Source organism: Streptomyces sp. NPDC087906 (assembly GCF_055584925.1).
In genome coordinates, this window is the sequence record NZ_JBVJLC010000011.1 from 201,551 (window position 1) to 216,612 (window position 15,062).

14 protein-coding genes are annotated in these 15,062 nt (G+C 71.6%); 3 read left to right on the plus strand and 11 right to left on the minus strand.

All coding sequences use genetic code 11. The features are described from left to right. Positions 1-104 precede the first annotated feature (104 nt). Together ACZ63I_RS27940 and ACZ63I_RS27945 are read right to left on the minus strand one after the other, a co-directional pair. Complete coding sequence (locus tag ACZ63I_RS27940; RefSeq protein ID WP_469341893.1) at positions 105-884, minus strand: SDR family oxidoreductase; 780 nt, start codon at positions 882-884, stop codon at positions 105-107. Positions 885-1,145: 261 nt separating this feature from the next. Beyond that, a complete protein-coding gene (locus tag ACZ63I_RS27945; protein ID WP_469341895.1) occupies positions 1,146-1,835 on the minus strand; it encodes a DUF1275 family protein in 690 nt (229 codons plus the stop codon). A gap of 365 nt (positions 1,836-2,200) precedes the next feature. Here ACZ63I_RS27945 and ACZ63I_RS27950 point away from each other — a divergent pair, with 365 nt between their 5' ends. From ACZ63I_RS27950 to ACZ63I_RS27960, 3 genes are all read left to right on the plus strand, one after another. Beyond that, the gene (locus tag ACZ63I_RS27950) at positions 2,201-3,898 is read left to right on the plus strand and encodes an alpha-keto acid decarboxylase family protein (RefSeq protein WP_469341896.1); all 1,698 of its coding nucleotides are present in this window, start codon (positions 2,201-2,203) and stop codon (positions 3,896-3,898) included. Between the two features lie 135 nt (positions 3,899-4,033). Further along, positions 4,034-5,071 (plus strand): Dyp-type peroxidase, encoded by a 1,038-nt coding sequence (locus ACZ63I_RS27955; protein WP_469341897.1) that lies wholly within the window; start codon positions 4,034-4,036, stop codon positions 5,069-5,071. Next, on the plus strand, positions 5,068-5,865 hold the full coding sequence (locus ACZ63I_RS27960) for a family 1 encapsulin nanocompartment shell protein (RefSeq protein WP_469341898.1): 798 nt from the start codon (positions 5,068-5,070) through the stop codon (positions 5,863-5,865). Before ACZ63I_RS27955 ends, ACZ63I_RS27960 begins: the two co-directional genes overlap by 4 nt. Here the strand turns inward: ACZ63I_RS27960 and ACZ63I_RS27965 are convergent. From ACZ63I_RS27965 to ACZ63I_RS28005, 9 genes are all read right to left on the minus strand, one after another. Further along, positions 5,862-6,860, minus strand: a complete 999-nt coding sequence (locus ACZ63I_RS27965; RefSeq protein ID WP_469341900.1) for a sugar kinase — start codon at positions 6,858-6,860, stop codon at positions 5,862-5,864. The two genes, ACZ63I_RS27960 and ACZ63I_RS27965, sit on opposite strands and share 4 nt — an antisense overlap. Further along, positions 6,857-7,507 (minus strand): bifunctional 4-hydroxy-2-oxoglutarate aldolase/2-dehydro-3-deoxy-phosphogluconate aldolase, encoded by a 651-nt coding sequence (locus tag ACZ63I_RS27970; protein WP_469341901.1) that lies wholly within the window; start codon positions 7,505-7,507, stop codon positions 6,857-6,859. Before ACZ63I_RS27970 ends, ACZ63I_RS27965 begins: the two co-directional genes overlap by 4 nt. A 13-nt stretch (positions 7,508-7,520) precedes the next feature. Further along, a complete protein-coding gene (locus ACZ63I_RS27975; RefSeq protein WP_469341902.1) occupies positions 7,521-8,366 on the minus strand; it encodes an aldose epimerase family protein in 846 nt (281 codons plus the stop codon). Beyond that, complete coding sequence (gene dgoD, locus ACZ63I_RS27980) at positions 8,360-9,505, minus strand: galactonate dehydratase (protein ID WP_469341903.1); 1,146 nt, start codon at positions 9,503-9,505, stop codon at positions 8,360-8,362. The genes ACZ63I_RS27975 and dgoD overlap by 7 nt, the downstream gene beginning before the upstream one ends. After that, on the minus strand, positions 9,502-10,245 hold the full coding sequence (locus ACZ63I_RS27985; RefSeq protein ID WP_469341904.1) for a FadR/GntR family transcriptional regulator: 744 nt from the start codon (positions 10,243-10,245) through the stop codon (positions 9,502-9,504). Before ACZ63I_RS27985 ends, dgoD begins: the two co-directional genes overlap by 4 nt. Before the next feature lie 44 nt (positions 10,246-10,289). Then, the gene (locus ACZ63I_RS27990) at positions 10,290-11,048 is read right to left on the minus strand and encodes an SDR family NAD(P)-dependent oxidoreductase (protein ID WP_469341906.1); all 759 of its coding nucleotides are present in this window, start codon (positions 11,046-11,048) and stop codon (positions 10,290-10,292) included. Positions 11,049-11,139: 91 nt separating this feature from the next. Then, positions 11,140-13,242 carry an alpha-galactosidase gene (locus ACZ63I_RS27995; protein WP_469341907.1) on the minus strand — a complete coding sequence of 701 codons (2,103 nt, stop codon included), beginning with the start codon at positions 13,240-13,242 and terminating at the stop codon, positions 11,140-11,142. Further along, positions 13,239-14,153, minus strand: coding sequence for a carbohydrate ABC transporter permease (locus ACZ63I_RS28000; protein WP_469341908.1), 915 nt, complete (start codon positions 14,151-14,153; stop codon positions 13,239-13,241). The genes ACZ63I_RS27995 and ACZ63I_RS28000 overlap by 4 nt, the downstream gene beginning before the upstream one ends. Beyond that, positions 14,153-15,061 (minus strand): carbohydrate ABC transporter permease, encoded by a 909-nt coding sequence (locus ACZ63I_RS28005; protein WP_469341910.1) that lies wholly within the window; start codon positions 15,059-15,061, stop codon positions 14,153-14,155. Before ACZ63I_RS28005 ends, ACZ63I_RS28000 begins: the two co-directional genes overlap by 1 nt. Between the last annotated feature and the right edge of the window lies 1 nt (position 15,062).

Consider the following 15,062-nt stretch of genomic DNA (forward strand, 5'->3'; position numbering starts at 1 on the left):
TCCGCTCCGGGAGGGGTCCCGGGGCGGCCGGGTCGGATCCGGTGCGGGGGGGGTTCCGTCACCACCCCGGCGCGTCCGCGACGCGCCGGGGCCCACTCGTCGCTCTACCAGTCCAGTGCGACCGGTACGAACGGCGCGTCCTCCGGGGCTGTTTTGCGGGCCTTCAGAGCTGTTTCCGCCGGCTCGCCCACCGCGACGCGCAGCGGGGGGTCCGGGTGTTCGATCGTGTCTGCCACCGCTGTGGCCACGGCCTCCGGGGTGATCGCCTCGAAGATGGACGTGCCGCGCAATGGGCCGAATTGTTCGAACAGGGGCGTGTACGGGTCGTTCTCCTTGAAGAAGGACTTGGCGCGCTCGGCCCCGCCGGAGGAGACCGTGCCCGGCTGGAGGATGGTCACCTTGACGCCGAAGTGGCCCGCCTCGACCGCCAGTGTCTCGGCGAACGCCTCCAGGGCCCACTTGGTGGCGGCGTACGGGCCGATGATCGGCACGACCAGCCGGCCCTGGATGCTGGAGACGAAGAGCAGCCGCCCCGCGCCGCGTGCGCGCATCGCGGGCAGCAGGCCCTGCACCACCCGCAGCGGGCCGAAGGTGTTGAGCTGGAAGAGGGCTTCGACCTCGGACACGGGGACGTTCTCCAGAGGTGCGCGGACCGTCGCGCCGGCGTTGCTGACGAGTACGTCGACCTCTCCGGCGGCGCGGACGGCCTCGTCCACACTGTTCTGGTCGGTGACGTCGAGCCGTAGCCGCTGGTCGACAGGGAGGTCGTCGAGGTCGTCGGTCCTGCGGGCGGTGGCGACGACCCGGTGGCCGCGGGCGGCGAGTTCGATCGCGGTGGCGCGGCCGATGCCTCTGGAGGCGCCGGTGATGAGCACGGACGTCATGTCGGTGTCCTCCTTCGGGTGGTGCGGCGGCTGCGCACATCCGCTCGACCTGCCTCGCCGGTACGCCGTAACGCCGAGCGCCATACCCACAGCGGCGGGGAAATCGACGCTATACCGCGCTCGGGCGGCCCGCATGCCCAGCAATGCGCAAGGGACTCTCAGCGGCTCAACTGGTCGGCGAGCAGGGCGACATCGAGTGGCACGACCGCTGTGATCGGCACGGCCAGTCCGGTCATGACCGGGACCGTACGGGCCCGTGCGTCACGGGAGCTGGTCTCCGTCCGGTGAGTCCGGTGGGGCGCCCACGGCGTGGTCCGAAGGGAAGGCCAGGGCCGCGACCGCTGTCGCGACTGCCGCCACCGCGGGGCCGAGGCGCAGGTCGAGGGTCATGGCGCCGGAGGCCGTCAGCGAGCCCAGGACGAGCATGACGACCACGACGACGCGGATGGGCGCGTGCCTGCCGCTGCCGTCGGCGGCGTCCTGCGCGAGGCTGGTCAGGGTGCCGGTGACGAACGTCGTGGTCACTCCGGACGAGCGCTCGTACCGCTTGGCGGCCGCTGTCTGCGCCCCCATGGCGGCCGCCGACACCGCGAGCAGCCCCAGCCGGAGCGCCGATCCGGGGCCGGGTCCTGAACCGGAGCCGGAGCCCGAGTCGGCGGCGATCGCCGCGAGCAGACCGGCATTGAGCAGCACCACCGCCCACAGCACCCGGCGGATCGCGCGCCACTGCCCGTCGGGCCGTACCGGTGTGGCCCGGGAGGCCGCGTACACCGCGAGCAGAAACGCGGCCAGTGCGGTGGCCGCACCGGACACGAGGTCCCCGTACGCCGGCTGGGCGGTGAGCCCGGCCAGGACGAGGCTGCCGGTCATGTTCGCCGTGAACACCCCGCCGAGCTGCGCGAAGGCGAAGGCGTCACCGGCGCCCGCCGCGTACGACATGAGGGCCGACACGGTGGCCAGGCGCCCTCTCCCGGAGAGCGCGGACAGGGAGGGCACAGGCGTGACTCAGGCCGTGCTGCGCGTCAACGAGACCCGGTGCGGCGACGGTGCGGACATGGCGGAACCCTTCCGGAGATCGGTTCGTCCTATATGCCCCGCACCTCGGGCGGTCTCACACCCACCGGAGCGTTCGAGTGACCGTCCGTGGACCGCGCTCACCCGCGTCGCGCTCACCCGCGCCGCGTGGAGTGTCCGCGGCAGCGGCGAGGAGTGCCACGCTACGCCGCGTACCGGGCTGAGGCGATGCCACTCGTACAGGAACGTCCTACGCTGGACAGGGGGCCGGACGGACCAGTGTCAGACGGGAGTCCTGACCCATGACTACGATCACCGACCGCAGCACCACGACCATCGGTGAATTTCTCCTGAAACGGCTTTCCGAGGCCGGAGTTGGGCAGATCTTCGGCGTTCCGGGAGATTTCAACCTGGAATTCATGCAGCAACTGGAAGACGCCGGATCGCCCACCTGGATCGGTGCCTGCAACGAACTCAACGCGTCGTACGCAGCCGACGGATACGCGCGGTTGACCGGCCTCGGTGCGCTTGTCGTCACCAACGGGGTGGGCGCGCTGAGCGCGATGAACGGGATAGCCGGTGCCTACAGCGAACACGTCCCTGTGATCTGCGTCTGCGGCTCGCTGCCGAACAAGTCGATCGAGCGGCAGCACATGATGCACCACACCTTCGCCGACCAGAGCCACGACCGGTTCTACCGGGCCTTCAGCCAAGTCACCACCGCCCAGGCCCGGCTCACACCGCAGAACGCCGCAGCCGAGATCGACCGGCTCATCCAGACCGCCCTGCGGGAGAAACTCCCCGTCTACCTGGAGCTGCCCTCCGACATCGCCTACCTCACCGTCGACGCGCCGCAGGAACCGTTCAGGTACGTGGCACCGCCGAGCGACGAGGAGCGCCTGACGGCGTGCGCCATAGCCATGGCCGAGCGCCTTTCGCACGCGAAGGCGCCGGCGGCGCTCCTCGATCTCGACGCCGACCGGTTCGGCCTGGCGGACGACATCCTGCGACTCGCCGAGAAGCTCCAGATGCCCATCGCTGCGATGAACACGGCCAAGGCAGTGATCAACGAGAACTCGCCCTGCTTCTGCGGCACTTACGCGGGCGCGGGCAGCGATCCGGCGGTGCGTGAGGCCGTCGAGCAGAGTGACTGCCTGCTGGCGATAGGGGTGCGGAGGACCGACAGCACGTCGGGCTTCTTCACCGATTCCCTCCCGCCCGGCACGATCCACGCGCGCCCCTATTCCGTGGACATCGGCACCGAGAACTACCAAGGCGTCACGCTCAAGGACGTACTCCGCAGGGTGATCGAGGAGGTACCCGCCGTCGGCGGGAAGGCGAAACGGCAGGCCGCCACCACCGGGATCCGTCCGCCGACTGCCGGGAAGCTGACGCAGGCCGCGTACTGGGACGCCGTCCAGGGCTTCGTCAGGCCGGGCGACGTACTGATCGCCGAGGACGGCACGTCGAGTGCCGGCGCCGGCGCGCTCACCCTGCCCCCCGACTGCACCTTCATCACCCAGGCCGTCTGGGGATCCATCGGGTACAGCCTGGGATCGCTGCTCGGCACGCTCGTCGCGGCGCCGGAGCGCCGGCACCTCCTCTTCATCGGCGACGGCTCGTTCCAGCTCACGGCCCAGGAACTGTCGACGATCCTCCGGCACGACCTGAAGCCGTACATCTTCCTGGTCAACAACCACGGCTACACGATCGAGCGGACCATTCTGGGCAAGACCGCCCACTACAACGACGTGGCGGACTGGTCGTACGCGGAACTGCCGAAGGTGTTCCGGCCGGACACCACCGCCGAGTCGTTCGTGGTCAAGACCGTCGAGGAGCTGAGCAAGGTCCTCGACTCGCCCCACGACCATCTGGTCTTCATCGAGTCGATGATGGATCCCACGGACGCCCCGCCGAATCTGATCAGGGGCGGTCACGCGTCGGCCGACATCGACTTCGGCCCGCGGGGACCGCAGCGCCGGGACAACAGCCAGATCTGAGCGCGCCGGATCTCTCCGTGGCGGCGTTCGGCCGACGTCGTAGGCTGGCTACGGGCCGGAGATCATCCGGCGCCGGTACGTACGAGACTGCCGGTACGCACGAGACTGCCGGTACGCACGAGACTGGAGAGCCGGTTGACGGTCGAATCTTTTCCGGGGCCCGAGCCGCAGTCGGTGCTCAGCCCGCTGACCACCGGTGCGATCTTCCTGGTGGTCACGGTCGACGCCGGGGGCGAGGAGACGGTACGGGACCTGCTGGCCGATCTGTCCGGCCTCGAACGCGCCTTCGGATTCGGGGCGCCCGACGGCGCGCTGAGCTGTGTCGCCGGGATCGGCGCCGGCCTGTGGGACCGGCTCTTCGAGCTGCCCAGGCCTGTCGGGCTGCACCCCTTCAAGGAGCTGGTCGGTGCCCGGCACCGCGCGGTCGCCACCCCGGGCGACCTGCTCTTCCACATCCGGGCCGGCCGCCCGGACCTGTGCTTCGCGCTGGCGACCGAGATCATGGACCGGCTGCGGGGCGCGGTGACCGTGCGGGACGAGGTCCAGGGGTTCAAGTACCTGGACACACGTGACCTGATGGGTTTCGTCGACGGCACCGAGAATCCGGTCGGCGGCGCGGCCCGTACGGCCGTCCTGGTCGGCGACGAGGACCCCGCGCACACGGGTGGCAGCTATGTCATCGTGCAGAAGTATCTGCACGACCTGGACGCCTGGAACAGCCTGCCCGTCGAGGCGCAGGAGAAGATCATCGGCCGCAGGAAGCTCAACAACGTCGAGCTGGACGAGGACGCCTCGCACGTCGCGCTGACGACCATCGTGGGTCCCGACGGCGAGGAGCAGCAGATCCTGCGGGACAACATGCCCTTCGGCAGCCCGGGGCGCGGCGAGTTCGGTACGTACTTCATCGGCTACTCGCGCACGCCCGACGTCACGGAACAGATGCTGCGCAACATGTTCCTCGGCGCGCCGAACGCGAGCCACGACCGCATCCTGGACTTCTCCACCGCCGTGACCGGCACTCTCTTCTTCGCGCCGTCCGTGGACTTCCTCGACGGCCTTCCCGACTCGGCCTCGGCCACCACTTCCGTACCCCGGCCCGCTGACAGCCCCGCGGTGACGCCCGCGGACGGCAGCCTGGGGATCGGCGATCTGAACAGGAGCACCGCCAGGTGAACAATCTGCACCGCGATCTCGCCCCCGTCTCCGCGGCCGCCTGGGCCGATCTGGAGGCCGAGGCGCAGCGTACGTTCAAGCGCAATGTGGCGGCCCGCCGGATCGTCGACGTGCCCGAGCCCGGGGGTCCCGAGCTGGCCGCGGTGGCGACCGGGCATCTCGACCCGGTGGCGTCGCCCGCCGCCGGCGTCCTGGCGCACACCCGCCACTCGCAGCCCGTCGTGGAGCTGCGGGTGCCGTTCACCGTGGACCGGCAGCAGGTGGACGACGTGGAGCGGGGCGCCCAGGACGCCGACTGGCAGCCGGTGAAGGACGCAGCGCGGCGGCTGGCCTTCGCCGAGGACCGGGCCGTCTTCGAGGGGTATCCGGAGGCGGGTATCGAAGGCATCCGCGCCGGCTCGTCCAACCCGGCGGTGCCGCTCCCCGCCGATGTGCGCGAATACCCCAACGCCGTCAGCCGTGCCATCACCGCGCTGCGGCTGGCCGGTGTCGAGGGCCCGTACACCCTGGCGCTGAGCGCCGACGCGTACACCGCGGTGAACGAGACCTCGGACCACGGCTATCCCATCCACGAGCACATCGCGCGCCTTCTCGACGGCGACATCATCTGGGCCCCGGCCATCGACGGCGCCTTCCTGCTGTCGGCCAGGGGCGGGGACTTCGAACTGCGCCTGGGGCAGGACGTGTCCATCGGCTATCTCAGCCATGACGCGACGAGTGTGCGGTTGTACTTCCAGGAGACGCTGACGTTCCTCGTGCACACCAGCGAGGCGGTCGTCGCGCTCACGTCCTAACGGTCCAGGCCGAGGGTCGTGGTGGCCCACTCCTCGCCGGTGGCGGCGAGGAGTTCGGCCGTACGCGCCGCCGGCAGCAGCGGGCCGTGGTCGGCGGTCACCCGGAGCGCCGACACCGCTGTGAGATGGCCGAGCCGCAGGGCGGCGACCGGGTCGCCGCCCTGGCGCGTGCCCGCCAGGAAGCCGGCCGCGAACGCGTCACCCGCACCCACCGGTTCGGCCACCGCCGTGGTGAGCGCCGGCACCGTGTACGCCGCCGGGCCGACGAAGGCGGTGGCGGAGCGCGAGCCGTCCTTGACGACCAGGGTCCCCGGTCCTGGCAGCAACGCGCGTACCGCGTCAGGGCCTTCGAGGTGGGCGCCCCACAGCGCCTGGGCCTCGTCAAGACCGACGAAGACGATATCCGCGCGGTCGGCCAGGGCCCGGAGCGTTGTGGCGGCCGTCCCTGCCGGGGTGCCGGACCACAGTGCGGGGCGGTGGTTGACGTCGAAGCTGACCGGGTACGGCCGGTCGGGGGCGAGGACCGCCTCCACCAGTGCGTGGCAACTGGCCGACAGCGCGGGGGTGATGCCCGTGAGATGGACGAGTCCGGCGTTCAACAGCACGCCTTCGCCCAGGAGTTCGGGCCCGAGCGCGGACGCCGCCGAACCACGCCGGTAGTAGTGGACGCGGGTGGCGTCCCGCCCCGGGTCCTTGATCAGCAGCCCGGTGGGCCGTTCCGGATCGGTGCGTACGCCGGAGACGTCGACGCCGGACGCGGCGACGCGCTCCCGTATCCGGCGCCCGAACGGATCCGCGCCCAGCGCCGACACCCAGCGGGCGGGCACCCCGTGGTCGGCGAGATACATCGCCACATTCGACTCGGCGCCCGCGATGTCGATCCGCAGCAGGTCGGCGTCGTCGAGCGGGGTGACCGGGTCGGGCGCGAGGGCCGCCATCGTCTCGCCGACGCAGACGACAGGGCCGCTGCCCAGGTCCGGCACGGTGGCGCTCATGCCGGGCCTTCGGCGTCCGGTGCGCCGGTGCGTACGACATCGAGGAACGTCCTCGTACGCGCGCGCAGCGCGTCCAGGTCTCCGCCGTCCGCCGCGTCGCCGATCAGTGGGGACCCGACGCCCACCGCCGTCGCGCCGGCCGCCAGATACGCGGCGGCGGCCGTCGCGTCCACTCCCCCGACCGGTACGAACGGCAGCGCGGGGAACGGGCCGCGCAGCGCGCGCAGATAGCCGGGGCCGCCCGCCTGCGCCGCCGGAAATATCTTGAGCGCCTCGGCGCCGAGCCGCACCGCCGACAGGATGTCCGTGGGCGTCATCACCCCGGCGAGCACGGGCAGTCCGAGTTCCCTGGCCGCCGCGACTCCGTCGCCGACGGCGGGCGTCACCACGAAATCGGCGCCCGCCTCGTGCGCGGCGCGTGCGTCGTCGGCGCTCAGCACCGTACCCGCGCCGAGGGGCGCGTCGGGTCCGAGTGCGGCCCTGGCCCGTTCGATGACCGCGAGCGCGTCCCGGCCGCTCAGCGAGACCTCGACCAGCGTGACGCCCTCCTCGACCAGGGTCAGTACGGTCTTCAGCGCGGCGTCCGGGTCGTCGCCGCGCACGATGGCGACCAGACGGTGCGCGTGCAACGCGCCGAGCAGATCCATGGGGTGGTTCCTTTCACCTGCGGTGTGTCGTTGTCGGTGTTACGGCCGTCGTCACGGTCAGGCGCCAGCGCACCTCGCCGGCCGCCGGGACGCGGGCCGCGTCCTCCTCCCCCGCCGCCGCCAGGTCGAAGACGCGGCCGAGCATGGGCTCCACACCGACGGACCGGTACGGCGCGTCGTCGGGGAAGCCGCCGAGGTTGCGCCAGAGGGCGGTCGAGACGGGCTGTCCCGGGGCCTCCAGGGCCAGTGTCAGTGTGTCGGGCCCGTCATGGACGGCCGCCTCCGGTGTGTCGACCACGGCTCCCAGCGCCGTACCGTCGTCGGGTCCCAGCCGGTCCAGCCGTACGCCGCCAGCCTGCGGCCACTGCCCGCGTACGGTGTCCGAGCCGCCGTCCGGGTACAGCAAGAGCCCGGCCCCGTGGCGCAGTTCGGCCGTGGCAGCCTCGGAGACAGCCAGCAGCGCGTGGGCGGCCCAGAGGAAGCGGTAGCCCGGCTCGGCGGTCAGCCGGTAGTCGACGACCGTGCGCCCCGGGTGCGTACGGATACGGCGGACGAGCCGGAAATCCGGGCAGTGCACGGCCTCTTCGCCCGCGCCGACGCGGGTCCAGGGCCTGCTCCAGGCCGCGCCGTGGTCCGGGGTGCCGCGTACCGTCGGAACACACTCCTCAAGGCCGCCGGCGTCGGCGAAGGCGTCACCCGGACGTACGCCGCCCCGGCGCGGCTCGTCCCGGTGCCACAGCCACTCCCGGCCGCCGTCGGCACGCAGGGAGGTCCAACGCCCGCCGTGCTCCGGGTCCGTGACGACGCGCGGTCCGGTCACCGTGTCGCTTGCCCCTGCATGGACCGCGTCGCTCACCATTCGGCGAACGATCCGTCCTCGTGCCGCCAGACCGGGTTGCGCCAGGCGTGTCCTGACCGGTCGGCGGCCCGGACCGCCGCCTCGTCCACGGTGATGCCGAGCCCCGGCAGCTCGGTGCGCTGCGCCTGCCCCGCCACGAACCGGAAGGGCTCGGTGTCCACGAGGTACGACAGCAGATCGGCCTCCTTGTTGTAGTGGATGCCGCGGCTCTGCTCCTGGATGAGGAAGTTGGGTGTGCAGAAGGCGATTTGCAGACTGGCCGCGAGGGCGATCGGGCCGAGCGGGCAGTGCGGGGCCAGCAGCGCCCCGTACGTCTCGGCCAGCGACGCGATCCGGTGCACCTCGGATATCCCGCCGGCGTGCGAGAGGTCCGGCTGGGCCACCGCTATCCCGGCGGTCAGGGCGGGCAGGAACTCGGAGCGCCCGTAGAGCCGTTCACCGGTCGCGATCGGCACGTTCACCGCCGCCACCAGCCCCGCCAGCAGATGGCCGTGCTCGGGCAGCAGCGGTTCCTCCGCGAACAGCGGTTGCAGCGGGGCGATTTCGTGCAGCACCCGGCGCGCGCCGGCCGGGCTGAACCGGCCGTGGAAGTCCACCGCCACGTCCCGCTCAGGGCCCAGCGCCTCCCTGACGGCCGCCACCCGCGCGACCACGGCCGCCGTCTCGGCCGGTGTGGACAGCGGTGACGTACGGCCCGCCGCGTTCATCTTGACGGCGGTGAAGCCCGCCTCCACCTGCTCGTTGACGTCCTCGGTGAGCTGGCCGGGTTCGTCGCCGCCGACCCAGGCGTAGACCCGTACGGAATCCCTGACCGGCCCGCCGAGCAGCGCGTGCACCGGCGCGCCGTACGTCTTGCCCGCGATGTCCCACAGCGCCTGGTCGAGGCCGGCGACGGCGCTGGAGAGCACAGGGCCGCCCCGGTAGAAGCCGCCCTTGGTCATCACCTGCCAGTGGTCCTGGATCCGCAACGGGTCCTGGCCCACGAGGTGTTCGGCGAGTACGTCGACGGCGGCGCGCACCACTTCGGCCCGGCCCTCGACCACCGGCTCGCCCCAGCCGACCACCCCGTCGTCGGTCTCGATCCGGCAGAACAGCCAGCGGGGCGCCACCAGGAACGTCTCGACGCGAACGATCTTCACTTCGGCTCGGTGCCTTTCGTACGGGGGGTGCCGTGGACCTTGTCGAGGTCGCGTACCGCCTGGTCGAGCAGGGCGCGCATGGCGCGTTCGGCGGCGTCCTGGTCCTGCGCGCGTACCGCGTCGAGCACGGCCCGGTGGCTCGGTACGGGATCCTCGCCGTGCGGTGAGCTGTGCACGATCTCGTCGCGGTGGGCGAGGCCCGACTCGATGACCATCTCCATCCGCTCCAGGAGTTCGTTGTGGGTCGCGGCGAGCAGCGCACGGTGGAAGGCGAGGTCGGCCTCGACGGCGTGCCCGGGACCGCCGGTTCCTTCGACGGTCGCCATGGCGGTCAGTGCCGCTTCCAGTGCCTGGAGGTCGTCGTCGGTGCGGCGTTCGGCGGCGAGCCTGACGGCGGCCGGCTCGATGATGCCGCGCACTTCGCCGAGGTGGCGCAGCAGTCCGAGGTCGGCGCCGGAGCTGGTGCCTTCGGCGAACTGCCAGCGCAGCACGTCGGCGTCGAGCAGGTTCCAGTCGGCGCGCGCCCTGACGAAGGTGCCGCGCTTCTGCCGCGCGTCGACCATGCCCTTGGCCGCCAGCACCTTCAGCGATTCCCGCAGGGCGGTCAGACTGACGTCCAACTCGCTCTGCAGTGCCGGGAGATCGAGTGTCGCTCCCTCGGGGATCGCACCGCTGAGCACCCGGCGCGCGAGAGTCTCCACGGTCTGGCCGTGCACTCCGCGGCGCGCGTATGGCGTCATGTCGTTCTGCCTTTCTGCTGGTCGGTAGGGGGTACGGCGGGCGGTCAGGCGGATGCCTTGAGCACGCTCCAGCCGCCGTCGACGACCAGGCTCGTTCCGGTGATGTAGGAGGCTTCGGCGGCGGCGAGGAAGGTGATGGCGGCTGCCGCCTCCTCGGGTGTCCCGAACCGGCGCGCCGCGGTCTCGGCGACGCTGCGCTCCCGGTCGGCCTCCCCGACCCGGTCCCAGGCCGCGGTGAGGATCGGGCCCGGCAGTACGGCGTTGACCCGCACGTCGGGCCCGTACTCGACGGCGAGTTGGGAGCAGAGGGAGAGCAGGGCGCCCTTGGTCGCCGCGTACGCGGGGTGGCCTGGGATGCCCTTGTGGGCGTGGACGGACGAGACGAGGACGACGGCTCCCGCGTTCTCGCGCAGATCGGGCAGGCACGCTTTGAAGCCGAGGAAGCCGCCGGTGAGGTTGACGGCGAGCTGCCGCTCCCAGGAGGCGAGGGACATCTCGTGGGCGGGGGTGACGTCCACGGTGTAGGCGTTGCTGACCAGCACACCGACGGGTCCGTACGTGTGTGCGGCGGCCACGATCCGGTCCCAGCCGTCCTGTTCGGCGACGTCCGCCCGGACGAAGACGGCGCGTCCGCCGTCGTCGCGTATGCGTGCGGCGGTGCTCTCGCCGCGCTCGGCCGCGAGGTCGGCGAGGACGACGGCTGCGCCTTCGGCCGCGAGGCGCCGCGCCGCCGCGGCGCCGATGCCCGAGGCGGCTCCGGTGACCACGGCGACGCGGTCGGTGAAGCGGGCGGCAGAGTTCATGAGGCGGGTCCACTCCTCGGTGTTGGCGGACGCTTCGTGGCGTCCTGGGCGACTTTAGTGACTGCGGGGATGCGGTACGGACAGCGCAGGGTCACTGCCTGGTCAGGACCACCAGTTCCGCGTCGTGGTGCGCGCTCCAGTCGAACGGCAGCCCGGAGTGCAGCAGATGGGCGCCGCTGAGGACGGTGCCGGTCGCCGTGTCGGCGTACCGCGCCCGCGGGTCGAGGCCGCGCAGCCGCAGCCGCGCCGCGCGTCCCGGAACGAGCGGCGCGCCGTCGAGGCGGCCGGTGTTCCACGCGGTGACGACGACGCGGGCGCCGCCGGGCTCGTCGTACTGCACACCGCAGGTGGCGTCGGCCGGTGTGTTGAGCAGCCGGATCTCGCCGTGGTGGATGACGTCCCTGATGTCCTTGTAGCGGGCCACCCACCCGGCGGCCTCGGTGCGTTGCTCGGGCGTCCAGGTGCGGATGTCGGCGCCGATGCCGAGCACGCCCGCCATCGCGTTGACGAAGCGGAAGCCGAGGGTGCGCGGGCGCGGGTCGAAGACGCCGGGCGAGTCGGTGACCCACGAGCTCATGGTGTGCGGGGCGTGCGCGTGCAGGTAGCCGTACTGGATCGAGAGCCGGTCCAGCGGGGCGGTGTTGTCGCTCGGCCAGACGACGTCCGTACGGGCGATGGTGGCGTGTTCGATCCGGGCGCCGCCACCCGCGCAGCCTTCGACGGTGACGTCGGGGTGGTGGGCGCGCAGATGGTCCAGGACCCGCAGGTAGCCGGCGACATGGGCGGCGTCGAGGTCCTGCTGCTCGGCGGGGCCGCCGCCCGGTCTGCCGCGCTCGGTGGGCGGCCGGTTCATGTCCCACTTGAGGTAGCTGATCGGGTGGTCGCCGAGGAGCCGGTCGAGGGTGGCGAGGACGAAGTCCTGCACGTCGGTGCGGCCGAGGTCGAGGAGGAGCTGGTTGCGGACGAGTGTGGCGGGGCGGCCCTCGACACGGTAGACCCATTCGGGGTGGCGCGCGTACAGCTCGGACGCGGGGCTGATCGCCTCGGGTTCGACCCAGAGACCGAAGTCCAGGCCCAGGGCCCGCACTTGGCCGATGAAGTGGTCGAATCCCTCGGGGAACGCCTTCGGGTCGGGGGTCCAGTCGCCGAGGCCGCCGGTGTCGTCGGCACGGCCGGGGAACCAGCCGTCGTCGACGACGAACAGTTCGGCGCCCATGTCGGCGGCGAGCGAGGCGAGTTCGAGCTGGCTCGCCGCCTCCACCCCGAAGCCGGTGGCCTCCCAGGAGTTGTAGAGCACCTTGCGGGGGCGGTTCATCCGCTCGCCGGTGAGTCCGCGCTCGTAGCGGTGCCAGACGCGGGCGAGCCCTTCGAGCCCCTCCGGGCTGAAAGCGCAGGCCAGGCGCGGGGTGGTGAGGGTGGCGCCGGGGGCGAGTCGGACGGCCCCTTCGTGCGGCACCCGCCCGGCGCGGACGCGGAGCGCGCCGCCGGGCTCGGCGTCGGCGGTGATGTGCCAGTTGCCCGACCACTCCAGCGCGATGCCGTAGGTGGGCGTCGCGCCTTCGGCCGGTGCGGCGGCGTCCTGTACCGCGAGCCACGGCGCGTACGCGTGTCCTGGGACCGCCTGGGTGGAGCCCATCTCGAAGCGGCCACGGGTCAGTTCGAGCTGGGTGCGCTGGAACTCCCGCGACCACTGCCCGCTGAGGTAGGTGAGCCGGGCGCCGTCGGCCGCCGGGATGTTGACGGCCGCCGAGTCGAAGCGTTCCAGCCGCAGTTCGTCGTCCCCGACGCAGGTCAGCTCGGTCCAGCGGAGGAGGACGTCGGTGCCGGCGACGCTCTCGTAGCAGAGCGCGGCCCGCAGGCCGAGTGTGTCGTCGGTGAAGACGAGCCGCAGCGCACGGTCGGCGTCGGCGCTCGCTTCGGTGAACCGCCAGTAGACGCCGCGTTCCCCGCCGGGACGCTGGGCGACCAGGTCGGCGCCGTTGAACGGCCGCAGCCCGTACGGGATGTACTCGGCGGGCGCCAGGTCGGCGGGGGTGATGAAGTGCGTACGGCGCGACCAGTCGAGCGGCGACGGGCCGCTCTCCACGCCGTGCGGGCCCCAGGCCACCAGCTCGGCCCACTGCCCGGTGTCCGCGAGGGCGACCTCGTAGACGGTGTGCTCGGTGCGCAACAACCAGCTTTCCCGCGCGGTCACTTGACTGCTCCCAGATTGAGTCCTGCGACGAAGTGGCGCTGGAAACGGAGAAATACGATCACGGTCGGCGCCGCGGCGATGACTGACCCGGCGGCGATGACGTTCCACATCGACACGTACTGGCCCTGGAGTCCGATCAGGGACGCGGTGATGGGCATCTTCGTGTCGGTCCGCAGCACGGTGATGGCCCAGAGCAGGTCGTTGAAGATCCAGGTGAAGGACAGCGCGCTGAGCGCGGCGAGCGCGGGCGTGGTCAGCGGCATGATGATGCGCCGGTAGATCTGCCAGGGCCCCGCACCGTCGATGACCGCCGCCTGCTGGATCTCCGACGGTATGGACCGCATGAAGCCGTGCAGGACGAAGACGTAGAAGCCGACACCGAAGCCGACCTGCACCCCGATCAGCGCGTAGAGGCTGTCGTAGAGCCCCAGCGACTCGCTGATCTTGGAGACCGGGATGAGCAGGATCTGCGGCGGCAGCAGATTGCCGCCGAGCATCAGCAGCAGCAGGGTGCGGCGCAGCGGCAGGTCGTAGCGGCTGAGTGCGAACGCGGCCGTGGAGGCGAGCGCCAGCGAGAGCAGCACGGTGGGGATCGTGACGATCAGGCTGTTGATCAGGGCGCGGCCCTGGCCGCCGTCCACCCACGCCTGGCTGAAACCGCTGAGGGTGAAGGAGTGCGGGAGGCTGCCGAGGCCGTGGGCGGCGATGTCGTCGAAGGAGCGGGTGCTGGTGACGAGCACGAGCGCGATCGGCACGAGCCAGAGCAGCGACAGCGCGCTCGCGCTGACATGAAAGCTGACGGTCCGCCAGGCGCGGCCCCGGCTGCGGCGGTTGCCCGGCGGGCGCTCGCGCACGGCGGTGTCCGGCTCCTGGCCCGCGGGCGCGGTGGCGGAGGCTTGGGTGACGGCCATCAGTCGGCCTCCCGGAAGGCGCGGACGAGATACGACACGATGACCCCGAAGGCCAGCACGAAGATCACGACGGCGAGGGCGGATCCGTATCCCAGCCGCAGCGACTGGAACGCGGTGGAGTACATGTAGGTGCTGAGCAGTTCCGACGAGTGGTACGGGCCGCCTCGGGTGAGCGCCCAGACGACGTCGAAGGAGCGCAGCGAGTCGATGACGATGACGGACAGCACCACCGCGTTGACACTGCTGAGCTGCGGGATGGTGATGTGCCGGAACTGCTGCCGGCGGGAGGCTCCGTCGACCTTCGCCGCTTCGTAGAGCACCGGGTCGATGCCCTTGAGGCCGGCCAGGTAGAGCACCATCACATACCCGATCTGCCGCCACAGGGCGGGCACGATCACGGCGTACAGGGCGGTGTTCTGGTCGGCGAGCCAGGCGTGGGTGAGGCTGCCGAGGCCGACCGCTTCGAGTGTTTTGTTGATCAGCCCGTCCGGCTGGTACATCGCCTGCCACACCAGCGCCGTGGCGGTCAGCGAGAACACCACGGGCAGGAACAGCGCGGCCCGGTAGAAGCCGACCCCCCGGCGCTCCTGCTGGAGCAGCAGCGCAGCGCCGAGTCCGAGGATCGCCGAGAGGCCGCCGAACAGCACCAGCCACAGCACCGTGTCGAGCACGGCGGTGCGGAACACACTGTCGCCGAACATCTCCCGGTAGTTGCCGAGCCCGACGAACTGCGGTGTCGAGACACCGTCCCAGTTGGTCAGCGAGAGATAGAAGCCCTGGATGGCCGGCCAGAACACCCAGAAGCCCTCGGCCAGCAGCGGGACGAGCACGAAGGCGAGCACCACGGGCGGGACCCTGGTGGCGCCCCGCTTCCGCCGCGGCTTTCGTACGGCAGTGAGCACCGCCATC